Annotated in this window: 8 protein-coding genes; 4 read left to right on the top strand and 4 right to left on the bottom strand. The window is 70.5% G+C overall.

The window, feature by feature from the left end:
* Window positions 1-103: 103 nt before the first annotated feature.
* The 4 genes from ABZX96_RS00040 to ABZX96_RS00025 all read left to right on the top strand — a co-directional run bounded on the left by ABZX96_RS00040 (window position 104) and on the right by ABZX96_RS00025 (window position 4668).
* On the top strand, window positions 104-859 hold the full coding sequence (locus ABZX96_RS00040) for a GPP34 family phosphoprotein (RefSeq protein ID WP_355535141.1): 756 nt from the start codon (window positions 104-106) through the stop codon (window positions 857-859).
* A 412-nt stretch (window positions 860-1271) separates the two neighbouring features.
* A complete protein-coding gene (locus ABZX96_RS00035) occupies window positions 1272-2144 on the top strand; it encodes a helix-turn-helix transcriptional regulator (protein WP_355535138.1) in 873 nt (290 codons plus the stop codon).
* A 492-nt stretch (window positions 2145-2636) separates the two neighbouring features.
* Window positions 2637-2846: a DUF397 domain-containing protein gene (locus ABZX96_RS00030; protein WP_355535135.1), complete on the top strand. Its 210-nt coding sequence runs from the start codon at window positions 2637-2639 to the stop codon at window positions 2844-2846.
* Window positions 2847-3456: 610 nt separating this feature from the next.
* Complete coding sequence (locus ABZX96_RS00025; protein ID WP_355535132.1) at window positions 3457-4668, top strand: PLP-dependent aminotransferase family protein; 1212 nt, start codon at window positions 3457-3459, stop codon at window positions 4666-4668.
* Between the two features lie 78 nt (window positions 4669-4746).
* Here ABZX96_RS00025 and ABZX96_RS00020 read toward each other — a convergent pair whose 3' ends face one another.
* From ABZX96_RS00020 to ABZX96_RS00005, 4 genes are all read right to left on the bottom strand, one after another.
* Entirely contained in the window at window positions 4747-6447 is a 1701-nt protein-coding gene (locus ABZX96_RS00020; RefSeq protein ID WP_355535129.1) for an ABC transporter family substrate-binding protein, read from the bottom strand.
* A gap of 77 nt (window positions 6448-6524) precedes the next feature.
* Complete coding sequence (locus tag ABZX96_RS00015; protein WP_355535839.1) at window positions 6525-8618, bottom strand: ABC transporter ATP-binding protein; 2094 nt, start codon at window positions 8616-8618, stop codon at window positions 6525-6527.
* Between the two features lie 71 nt (window positions 8619-8689).
* Complete coding sequence (locus ABZX96_RS00010) at window positions 8690-9757, bottom strand: ABC transporter permease (RefSeq protein ID WP_355535126.1); 1068 nt, start codon at window positions 9755-9757, stop codon at window positions 8690-8692.
* Between the two features lie 57 nt (window positions 9758-9814).
* Window positions 9815-10795 carry an ABC transporter permease gene (locus ABZX96_RS00005; RefSeq protein ID WP_355535123.1) on the bottom strand — a complete coding sequence of 327 codons (981 nt, stop codon included), beginning with the start codon at window positions 10793-10795 and terminating at the stop codon, window positions 9815-9817.
* Window positions 10796-11761 lie beyond the last annotated feature (966 nt).

Here is an 11761-nt window from a genome sequence, read left to right as displayed (position 1 = left end):
GAGAACGACATACCTGTAGGTTCCCTGCCAAACCCGCCAGGCGGTCTCGACAGATGAATGTGAGAGGGGTCACCCTGTCATTCATCCACGCGGGGAGGCATGGATGGGCAGGAGCCGCAGAACAATTCCGGAGGAGCTTCTGCTGCTCGCTTTGGACCCGGCAACGGGAACCACAGCGCAGCCGCAGTCGCTCGACCTCGGTCTGGCCGGGGCCCAGCTAGTGGAGCTGGCTCTGGCAGGACGGATAGCCCCTGACGGGGATCGTATCGCCGTGGTACTGCCGCGGCCGACTGGAGATCCGACGCTGGACACAGCGCTTGAGCTGCTGCGACGCCGCGGCAGCCCGGTGCGCGCCGTCCACTGGATCGGCGGGCCCCGTCTGGGGCTGCGCCAGACGTACCTCACCCATCTGGAGCGGTGCGGCATGGTCCATGCCGTGGCGGGCCAGATGTGCGGGGTACTGCCGACGACTCGCTACCAGGCGACGGACACGGCCATCAGCCGGGAGATCAGGGCCCGGCTGGACTGCGCGATCCGCACCGGCGTACCGCCGGACCCGCGGACCGCGGCGCTCGCCGCACTGGCCCACGCGGTCGGTCTCGGCAAGCACCTCTACCCGGGGAACGAAGGGCGCTCATCGCGCTCCCGCCTCCGGGATCTGATCCGGCACGACCCCATGGGCGGCCTGGTCGCGCATGCCGTCATGGACGTGCAGAACGGTGTCGCGGCGCAGCCCAGGCGCGCGGCGGCCGGCGGGCCCCCCACGGGCCGCCAACCGGCGGGCCGGGTCGCGTCCGAAGCGACCGGCGTACCGGCTCAGGCGCGGCACGGCACCATGGCGCGCGTCGGCGCCAGGTAAACCGGCGAGAGCGACGGGGCCGGGACACCCCACGCAGCATCCCCGGCCCGTGCGTCCCTCCACGGCGCGTCCACCGCGTCACACGGCACGACCTCGCACAGCAACCCTTTCCGACGATTCACCGCACCCACCGCACCACAGTCCCCATCGTCCCGTTCGGGAACCGTCGAGGCCCCTCGGGACCTTCGAGAAACCATCGGGCCCCTTCGAGAACCCCCGGGACCCTTCGAGAACCCTCGGGAGCCGCTTCAAGCGCGGGGTGGCGGGCAGGCCGTACCGGACGACGGCCGGCCCGCCACCCCGCGCACATGCTCGCTCGCCCACTGTGGCCGTTTCCCAGCGCGGGCCCGACCACCGGTGGCAGTCTGCTGAAAAGGAGAAAGCAGCAGTGCGGACCGGAGGTGCACGTCCCGTGGCGTCCAATGTCAACCCGACCGTCAGGCGTCGCCGTCTGGGTCAGGAGCTGCGCAAGCTCCGCGAGCAGAAAGGCATGACGGCCGAAGAGGTCGCCGAGCGCCTGCTCGTTTCGCAATCGAAGATCAGCCGACTGGAGAACGGCCGCCGCAGCATCAGCCAGCGGGACGTCCGCGATCTGTGCGGCGTCTACGAGGTCGACGACCACCGGGTGGTCGAGTCGCTGATGCAGATGGCCAAGGATTCGCGGCAGCAAGGCTGGTGGCACGCCTTCGGCGACATCCCGTACAGCGTCTACATCGGTCTGGAGACCGAGGCGGCGTCGCTGCGGGTGTACGAGTCGCTGCTCGTGCCGGGCCTGCTCCAGACCCCGGGCTACGCGGAGGCGGTCATCCCCGGAACGGTCCCGGAGCTCACCCGGGACCAGTTGGAGAAGCGCATCCAGGTGCGGATGCGGCGCCAGGACCGGGTGAACAGCACCGAGTCCCCGCTGCGGCTGTGGGTGGTGATCGATGAGAGCGCGCTGCGCCGCGTGGTGGGCAGCCACTTGATCATGCGGGAGCAGTTGGACCACTTGGTCGAGGTGAGCAAACTGCCGCATGTGACGGTGCAGGTGCTGCCGTACGACGCCGGGGCGCACGCCGGGATGTCCGGCCCGTTCTCCATCCTGGAGTTCGACGACGCGGCCGATTCGAGCGTGGTCTACATCGAGGGCGTCACCAGTGATCTGTATCTGGAGAAGACGAACGATGTGCACAAGTACACGATCATGTACGAGCATTTGCGGGCGCAGGCGCTGAGTGCCGAGCAGAGCCGGGAGTTCATCGCCGCCGCGGCGAAGCGGCACGCGGGGAGCGGGGACCGTTCGTAGGCGGAGGAATGAGACGACTCGGGCCGGGGAGCAGTCGGCAACCACCGCCGGGGGCAGCATGTTTCGGGTCTGCCGGGTGGGTGGGACCGGGCCGGTCGGGAGAGCGTGCCAATAGGCGGTTCCCCTGCGCCCCGAGGAGTTGGCGGGTCCGAACGAGACTCGGGCGCGAACGCGGGTGCGTCAGCGGCGATTACGGGTGAGGATGACGGGGCGCGAGTGCGCGCGCCGGGCGGCGCCGCGGGTGCGTGAGGCTGAATACCGGCTTATGGAGCTGGATCCCGCGAATCACGGCTTATGGAACTGAATCCCGGTCACGGAGCTGAATCCCGGCTTCCGAAAGCGGGTCCGCACCGTACACCCGCTCTACCGCCCTTGAGAAGAGATCAAGGAATATGCCATTCGGATGGGTGAACTCACTCTTTCCTCCGTGATGTTGGCGCGTAGCGTCATTGGTGCCGAATCCGCGGCAACTCAGAGCGAGTCGGAGTGAACATGGCCATTCAGCCCAATTCCGAGCTTTCCTGGACGAAGTCCTCGTACTCCGGTGGCAACGGCGCTTGCGTCGAGATCGCCGTCCCGATGACCAGCGCCGTCGCCGTTCGTGACTCCAAGGACCCGAACGGACCGCGCCTGACGTTCGACAGCTCCTCCTGGAGCACCTTCGTGGCGGACGTCAGCGGCGGGGAGTACGACCTGGACTGACGCCGGACGCAATCCGCGACTCACGCAAGACCAGCAAGAACAGCACCACCCAAGAGCCCTCTCGACTGGATCGCCGTCCCGGCCGAGGGGGCTCGGCCTTGCCCTGATCCGGAAGGCGACAGACGGTCGTCCGTACGCGGTCCGCCTTGCCCTCGGACGAGGATCCGTACGGGCCCGCCCTGCCCTCGGACGAGGGTCCGTACACGGCCCCCTTGCCCTCGGACGATCGTCCGCGCGCGGCCCGCCCCACTCCGGCCCGGAAGCCCGGACGGCCACCCGTACGCGGTCGTGAGCGCCCCGCCCGTAGCCCACCATGTGGGCAGCTCTGCGCGTCGCGGGAGTGGCGACTAGGCTGAGTGGCCCTTGCAGCTAACGGCTGTTAACCGTCCGCGTGCGCCGCACACCTGGCGCGCGGCCCAGTCCCCGCCGGGCCCCACAGGCCCCGCCATCGGACGCCCCGGCCATCCGCCCGTCGTCCGCCCTCTGGGCCTCCGGCTCCGGTCCCTCTCCGGGCCGCCGGACCCGGCACTCGTTCCCCTCCGGGCCCACCGTTGCCCCGACCCTGTCCTCTTCCGGGCCCCTCACGGCCGTACAAGCGATTGGAGCCGCCATGCTGGACGCCACTCTGGCGCCCGTCACCGCCCCCACCCCCGCGCTCGCCGCGCGCGCCGCGCAGACCGCCGGCTCGCCCGTGCGGGAGATCCTGGCGCTGACCGCGCGGCCGGAGGTCATCTCCTTCGCCGGTGGCCTGCCCGCCGCGGAGCTGTTCGACGCCCCCGGCATAGCCGCTGCCTATCAACACGTCCTGACCGCGGATCCGCGCCGGTCCCTCCAGTACTCCCCCACCGAGGGCGACCCGGCGCTGCGCGCGGCCGTCGCGGCCCGGGTGAGCGCGCGCGGGCTCGTCACCGGCCCGGACGACCTGCTCGTCACCACCGGGTCGCAGCAGGCGCTGTCCCTGCTGGCGACCGCGCTCCTGGAGCCGGGGGACGTGGTCCTGGTCGAGGACCCCTGCTACCTGGCGGCGTTGCAGATCTTCTCGTTCGCCGGGGCGCGGGTGGTGCCGGTGCCGACCGACGGGGCGGGGCTGCTGCCGGACGCGCTGGACGAGATCGTCGCGCGGGAGCGGCCCAAGCTGCTCTATCTGGTGCCGACCTTCCAGAACCCCACCGGGCGGACGCTCCCCGCCGACCGCCGGGCCGAGGTCGCGCGGGTGGCGGCCCGGCGCGGGCTGTGGATCGTGGAGGACGACCCGTACGGGGAGTTGCGATTCGCGGGTGAAACGGTGCCGTGGGTGGCGACGTACCCGGGTGCCGAGGACCGGACCGTGCTGCTCGGCTCGTTCTCCAAGATCATGGCACCGGGGATGCGGCTCGGCTGGCTGCGCGCCCCGGCCGCGCTGCGACGCGCCTGCGTCATCGCCAAGCAGGCCGCCGACCTGCACACCTCCACCGTCGACCAAGCCGCCGCCGCCCGTTACCTGGAAGTCGCGGACCTGGAGGCGCACCTGAACCTGGTGCGTGGTGCCTACCGCGAGCGGCGGGACGCCCTGGTGGACGGGCTCGCCGCGACGCTCCCCGAGGGCTCGCGGTGGAACCGGCCCGACGGCGGCATGTTCGTCTGGGCCGCGCTGCCGCCCGGGTACGACGCGGCGGCACTGCTGCCGGAGGCGGTGCGGCACGATGTCGCATACGTCCCCGGGGCACCGTTCTTCATCGGGCCGGCCGATCGCGGGGCGCTGCGGCTGTCCTTCGTCACGCACGCGCCCGCGGAGATCGCGGAGGGGCTGCGGAGGCTGGGGGGCGCGCTGCAGGCGGGCTGATCTGCTGACCTTATGGGCACGTGAGGGCCGGGGCGCCTGTAGGGAGGCGGCCCCGGCCCTCATCCGTTCCGTCGTGGGTTACTTGGTGAAGCCGATGTGCTCGTAGACGACATCGGACATGCCCTGGGCGCCCAGGTTGGCGACGGTCTTCTTCGCGCCGGTGATGTCCGGGCGCTGGTAGATCGGCAGGACGCCGGCGAGCTTCCAGGCTTCCGCGTCGGCCTCGTTCACGATCTTGAGGGCTTCGGCCTCGTCGGTGCTCCGGCTCGCCTTCATGAGCAGGTCGTCCAGCTTCTTGCTGCCGACGTTGGCGGTGTTGTTGCCGCCGTTGCTGGCGTAGATGTTGGTCGAGCCGCTGGCCGCGAACGGCGTGCCGATGAGGCTGTACGGGGTGATGTCGAAGTCACCCGGGGTGATGTACTTGTCGAAGAACTCGTTCGTCGGAACGGTCTCGACGTTGAGCTTGACGCCCACCTCGCCGTAGAGCTGGGTCAGGATGGTGCCCTCGGTCTTGGAGCCCGGGACGCCGGAGGGGATCACGAAGCGCAGGGACAGCTCCTTGCCGTCCTTCTTGCGGACCGCGCCGTCCAGCTTCCAGCCCGCCTCGTCCAGCAGCTTGGCCGCGGCCTTCGGGTCGAAGGTGCCCAGGCCACCGGAGTTGTCCTGGTAGCCCTTCTGGTTGTTGACCAGGAAGTGGCTGTTGAGCGTCTTGGCGGGCCAGTTGAGGCCCTTGAGGACGGACTTGGCCAGCGTCTCGCGGTCGGTGGCCTTGAACAGCGCCTGGCGGACCTTGACGTCCTTGAGCTTCTCGCTCTCGCCGTTGAAGGTGAGCTGGCGGTAGTTGGGGCCGCCGGCCTCGCGGACTTCGCCGGTCTTGACGGCGGACGCCTGCTTGAAGGCCGACGCGTCACCGCCGATCTCGAAGTAGTCGATCTCGCCGTTGGCGTACGCGGCGGGCATCGAGGCGTCGTCCATGGCATGGAAGACGATCTTGTCGAGCTTGGGCTTGTCACCCCACCACTTGGGGTCGGCGACCACGGTGATGGTCTGCGCGGTCTTGTCGATGCCGCCGAGCTTGAAGGCGTTGGCGGTGACCGGGACCTTGTTGATGTACGCCGTGTTGAACTGCTCGGCGTCGTTCATGTACTTCGCCGGGTACAGCGGCGTGTTGTTGGGGGCGCTGAAGAGGGCGCGCCAGTCCGCGTAGGGCGTGGCGAAGGTGATGACGGCTTCGTAGTCGTCCTTGCCCTTCTCCACGGACGCGACCTGGTCGTAACCGGCGGGCGAACCGACCTTGTACGCCTTGTCCTTGCCGCTCATGGCCTTCACGTTGGCCGCGAGGTCCTTGTACGTGATCGGGGTGCCGTCCGACCACTTGGCCTTCGGGTTGAGGTGGTAGGTGACGACCTGCTTGCCGCCGTCCGTCTTGCTGGCGGCGTCGAGGAGGAACGCCTTGTTGGGGACCTGCTCACCGGTCACGGTCGAGTGCCACAGGGACGGCATCAGCGATTCCATGACGTAGCCCGTCGCGAGCTGGGCGCCGTCGATCTCCAGGGCGTTCCACTGGGTGGAGAACTGGTCGATCGCCCAGTTCAGCGTCCCCCCCTGGGTGAGCTTCGCCGGGTCGGTCTTGTTGATGTCCAGGGCGTTGCTCTTGGGCGCGTTCTTCGGGGCCGCGTCCGCGTTGTCGTCGTTCGAGCCGCCGCCGCAGGCGGTCAGGGTGAGCGAGGCGACCGCGGTGGTGGCGATCAGGGCGAGGGGGACTCTGGTGAGCTTCATCGGGGTCCCTTCCTTTCCGGTGTGGGGCGGGTGCGGTGGGTGGTGCCGGGTGCTGTTCGTGGGGCGGGCCGGGGGCGTCAGATGACGCGGACGGCCTCGGGGAAGTGGCAGGCGGCCTCGTGGTCCGCCGCGAGCGCGCGGGCGGCCGGGTCCTCCGTGCGGCAGCGCGTGCGCTCGTCCTCCCCCAGGGCGGCGAACTTGGGGCAGCGGCCGTGGAAGCGGCAGCCGGACGGCACGTCCGCCGGACTCGGGAGGTCGCCGCTGAGCAGGACGCGGGTGCGGGCCCGCTCCTTGCGCGGGTCGGGCAGCGGGACGGCGGACAGCAGCGCCTGGGTGTACGGGTGCGAGGGCGCGTCGAAGACCTCGTCCGCGTCGCCGGACTCCACGATCCGGCCGAGGTACATCACGGCGATGCGGTCGGCGATGTGCCGGACCACGGACAGGTCGTGGGCGACGAAGAGGTAGCTCAGGCCCATCTTCGTCTTGAGCTCGTCCAGGAGGTTGAGCACGCCGGCCTGGATGGAGACGTCGAGGGCGGAGACCGGTTCGTCCAGGATGACGAGCTTCGGTTCCAGGGCGAGGGCGCGGGCGATGGAGATGCGCTGGCGCTGGCCGCCGGAGAACTCCTGCGGGTAGCGGTCGGCGTGCTCCGGCTGGAGGCCGACCATCTCCAGCAGTTCGGGCACCCGGGCCGCTATCCGGTCCTTCGCCCAGCCGTGCGTCTTCAGGGGCTCGGCCAGGATGTCACCGACCGGCATACGGGCGTCGAGGGCGGCCATCGGGTCCTGGAAGACGATCTGCATGTCGCGCCGCAGGCCCTTGCGGTCGGCGCGGCTCAGCCCCCGGATGTCCTTGCCGAAGACGGTGACGGTGCCCGCCTGGCCGCTGGGCAGGTCCAGGATCTCCAGGAGGGTGGTGGTCTTGCCGCAGCCGGACTCGCCGACCAGGCCCAGCGTCTCGCCCTCGCGGATCTCCAGGCTGATGCCGTCCACGGCGCGGACGGTGCCGACGGTGCGCTTGACGAGCGCCCCCTTGGTGAGCGGGAAGTGCTTCACCAGGCCGTCCAGTTCCAGGACGGTGGGGCGTTCGGCGCGTGGCAGCCGTTCGGTGGCGCTGGGGGCGGGGAGGTCGGGGACGGGGAAGACGGCGTCCCGGGGCAGGGCGGCGGTGCCGATCTCGTGGGCGCGGTGGCAGGCGACGGGGTGAGCGGTCGTGCCGGGGGCTTCCTTACGGGCCTTTGCACCGCCCTCGTCGTCCGGCCCGCCCACCGTCAGCAGCTCCGGTTCGCTCTCCCGGCACCGGTCCACCGCGATCGGGCAGCGCGGGGCGAAGGGGCAGCCGGGGGCGAGGTCGGACATGGACGGCGGGTTGCCGTGGACGGGGGTCAGCGCCGTGCGCTCGGTTTCGTCCAGGCGGGGGATGGAGCCCAGCAGGCCGATGGTGTACGGCATCCGGGGGCCGTAGTAGACATCGTCTACGGTGCCGGACTCGACCGGGCGGCCCGCGTACATCACCTGCACGCGGTCGGCGAACCCGGCGATCACGCCGAGGTCGTGCGTGATCATGACGATGGCGGCGCCGGTGACCTCCTGGGCGGTCTTCAGGACGTCCAGCACCTGGGCCTGGATGGTGACGTCCAGGGCCGTGGTCGGCTCGTCCGCGATGATGACCTGCGGGTCGTTGGCGATCGCCATCGCGATCACCGCGCGCTGCCGCATGCCGCCGGAGAACTCGTGCGGGAAGGCGTCCACGCGCCGCCGCGGGTCGGGGATGCCGACCACGTCGAGCAGCTCGATCGCGCGGGCGCGCGCCGCCTTCTTGTCGAGGTCCTGGTGGACGCGGAGCGCCTCGACGATCTGGTTGCCGACGCTGTAGACGGGGGTGAGGGCGGACAGCGGGTCCTGGAAGACCATGCCGATGCCCTTGCCGCGGATCTTGGACATCTCGGCGTCGCGCAGTCCGAGCAGTTCGCGTCCGCCGAGCTTGACGGAGCCCTTGACCTCGGCGGTGTCGGGCAGCAGTCCGAGGACGGCCATCGAGGACACCGACTTGCCCGAGCCCGACTCGCCCACGATGCCCAGCACCTCGCCGGGCCGCACGGCGTAGCTCACGCCGCGCACCGCGTGGACGGGTCCGGCCTCGCTGGGGAAGGAGACGTGCAGGTCGGTCACTTCGAGGACGGGCCGGGCCGCCGTGTCGTCCCCGGTCGCCGCGGGGCGCCGTCCGTTGTCGTGTCGCTCGCTCACGGGGTGACGCCTTCCTTCAGGGTCGTGCCGGGCGCGAGGGCGCCCGTGGAGGGCTCGTTGCGGGGCTGGGGCGCGACCGTGCGCGCCGGGCCCGCCGACTCCGGGCGGGAGCGCTTGCGGCGCTTCCCGCGGGCCTTGGCGCCGGCCGCGTTCGGGTCCAGGGCGTCCCGCAGGCCGTCGCCGATGAAGGCGATGGACAGGCCGATCAGGACGAGGCAGGCGGCCGGGAAGAAGAACAGCCAGGGGTAGGTGGAGGCCATGTTGGTGTTGTCCGCGATGACCGTGCCCAGGGAGACGTCCGGCGGCTGGACACCGAAGCCGAAGTAGGACAGGCCGCTCTCCCCGATGACGGCCGCACCGGTCTGGATGACGGCGTCGATGATCAGCATCGACGCCATGTTGGGCAGGATGTGCCGGAAAATGATCACGGGGGCCGGGACGCCCATGTACTTGGCGGCCTTGACGAACTCCCGGTCCTTGAGCGTGAACGTCATGCTCCGCACCACCCGCCCGGTGATCATCCAGCTGAAGGCGGAGAGCAGCGCGACGAACACCAGCCAGCTCGACCCGCGGAACAGCGGGGACATCACCGCGATGATCAGGAACGCGGGCATGACCAGGAGCAGGTCCACGATCCACATCAGGACCCGGTCCACCCAGCCGCCGAAGTAGGCGGAGAAGGCGCCCACCGTGGCGGACAGCAGGGTCGAGATGATGCCCACCAGCAGGCCGATGACCAGGGACTTCTGGAGGCCGCGCATGGTGAGCGCGTACAGGTCGAGGCCGCCTTGGGTGGTGCCCCACCAGTGGTCGGCGCTCGGGCCGGCCAGGAAGTTCAGGAAGTCGTGCGTCTTGTAGTCCCACTTGGTCAGCAGCGGGCCCACATAGGCGGCGAGGAAGAGCAGGATCAGCAGGGCCAGGCCGAACAGCGCGAGCCGGTTGCGCGCGAACCGGCGCACGGTCAGGCGCGCCCGTGAGCCGCGGCGGGCGGCGGGCCGCTCGGGGGTGCCGGGCTCGGCGGGGGCGGGGGCCGGGTCGGCCACGGAGGGTTGCTGGACGCTCATCGCGCGTTCTCCAGAGGAAACGACGGGTGGGGTGGCGGGCTGGGGCGTACGGGTGCGTCAGCGCACTCGTACGCGCGGATCCAGCGCCGCGTACAGCAGGTCGGAGAGCAGGCCGGCGATCAGGACCAGGACGGCGGTGAACAGGCCGACGGTGGCGACCGAGTTGATGTCCTGCTTGGTGATCGAGTCGACCAGCAGCTCACCCATGCCGTGCCAGCCGAAGGTCTTCTCGGTGAAGGTGGCGCCGGTGAACAGCAGCACGATGTTGTAGACCAGCAGCGGGACGACCGGCAGGATCGCGGTCCGCAACCCGTGCTTGACCAGGGCGGTCCGGCGGGGCAGCCCCTTGGCGCGGGCGGTGCGCAGGAAGTCGGAGCCCAGGACGTCGAGCATGGCGCTGCGCTGGTAGCGGCTGTAGAGGGCGACCTGCATGAGGATCAGCGTCAGGGCGGGCAGCAGCATGTGCTGGGCGCGGTTGACCAGCGCGTCCCATCCCCATTGGCCCTCGAACTGGGCGTCGTACTCGCCGAGCACCTTCAGCGTCTGGGAGCCGCCGTTGATCGCCGTCGCGCCGATCTTCAGCGCGACACCGATGACGAAGGCGGGCATCGCCAGGACGAAGAACGACGCGAGCGTGGAGAACCGGTCGAAGAGCCGGTACTGCCGGATCGCCCCGAAGGTGCCGACGGCCACGCCGATGGCGGAGCCGACGATCGTGGCGAGCAGCAGCAGACGGGCGCTGACGCCGACCCGGCGGCCGAAGTCGTCGTTCACGGAGTCGCCGTCGATCGTCTTGCCGAGGTCGCCGTGCACCACGCCGTCGGCCCAGTGCACGAACCGGGTCACCACGGGGGTGTCCGGGTTCATGTTGTAGTCGTCGAGCGTCTTGGTGATGGTGGCCGCGGGGACCGGGGGGTTGCGGCCCTCGAACTTGGCCCGCGGGTTCAGGCTCGACCCGGCGAGGAAGTACGTGAGGGACGCCGCGACGATCACCAGGATCAGGTAGTTGACCAGTCGGCGCAGCAAGTAGCGGCCCATGGTGCGTGTTCCCCTCGCTCCCCTCGTCCGCCGCACCGGTGTGCTCCGTCGGACGACGAACCGGCAGGCGGGCCGCTTCCGTTGGAAGTGCTGTTCTCGGTCGCGGCGTTGCGGTCGGGAGAGCGGCACCCGGGGCGGGAGCGCGCGTCAGCGTCTCGGAATGCGGACAGTCGGCATGTGTTTCGGCCGGTGATGTACGGCTTGCGGCACATCTTGCATGGGGGTGTCATCTTTGTCGACCATGTGATCGTCAAGAGACCAGCAAGTGAATGCACCCTCTTTGAAGGGCATTTCGGACGCCTGCGATCGATATCCGGCCGCCGAGTAGGGTTCGGCGAAGGATTTGCAGGCGCGGCGCGGAAGCGGCGCCAAGTGTCCGCTATGCGGACAGGTCGGGAAGGAAACCGGACGTGACGGAGGTCACGGGTGGGGGCGGGAACTGGGGAGGGAAGTGGCCGGAATTGTTGATGTTGGTCGGGGTGTGGGGAGGTGGGTGGGGTGTTTTGGGGGTGCGGGGGTGGGGGCGGGGCGCCTTCGGGTGCGTAAGCGGGGGTCGAGCGCCTTCAGGTGCGCAAGCGCGGCTGAGGCGTCTGGGGGCGCGAGCGAGGCCCGTCGCCTCAGGGGGCAGGAACGCGGCCGGGGCGCCTTGAGGGGGACGAGCGGGGCCGGAGCGCCTTTGGGGCGCGGACACGCGGCCGGGGTGCCTTGAGGACGGAGACGCGGCCGGGGCGCCTTGGGGCGCGAGCGGGGGCGGGGCGCCTTCGGGGGACGGAGACGCGGCCGGGGCGCCTTGGGGCGCGAGCGGGGGCGGGGCGCCTTCGGGGGACGGAGACGCGGCCGGGGCGCCTTGGGGGTGTACGCGCGATCAGGCCGCCTCTGAGGTGCCTTCCGTTCGCGGCGTTCGAAGGCCGGGTGTGATGCCCGGCAGGCACGCGGCCTCCCGGGGAGGCGCCGCTGGAGCGCGCC

Source organism: Streptomyces sp. NPDC003077 (assembly GCF_040611095.1).
Lineage (GTDB): Bacteria > Actinomycetota > Actinomycetes > Streptomycetales > Streptomycetaceae > Streptomyces.
The sequence above is the reverse complement of the archived record's forward strand: the minus strand, read 5'-3'. Positions and strand labels throughout refer to the sequence as shown.

Coding starts and splice junctions, on each gene's coding strand:
- ABZX96_RS00030 (WP_355535135.1), top strand. CDS start 2,637: ATGGCCATTCAGCCCAATTCCGAGCTTTCCTGGACGAAGTCCTCGTAC.
- ABZX96_RS00025 (WP_355535132.1), top strand. CDS start 3,457: ATGCTGGACGCCACTCTGGCGCCCGTCACCGCCCCCACCCCCGCGCTC.
- ABZX96_RS00010 (WP_355535126.1), bottom strand. CDS start 9,757: ATGAGCGTCCAGCAACCCTCCGTGGCCGACCCGGCCCCCGCCCCCGCC.
- ABZX96_RS00040 (WP_355535141.1), top strand. CDS start 104: ATGGGCAGGAGCCGCAGAACAATTCCGGAGGAGCTTCTGCTGCTCGCT.
- ABZX96_RS00005 (WP_355535123.1), bottom strand. CDS start 10,795: ATGGGCCGCTACTTGCTGCGCCGACTGGTCAACTACCTGATCCTGGTG.
- ABZX96_RS00020 (WP_355535129.1), bottom strand. CDS start 6,447: ATGAAGCTCACCAGAGTCCCCCTCGCCCTGATCGCCACCACCGCGGTC.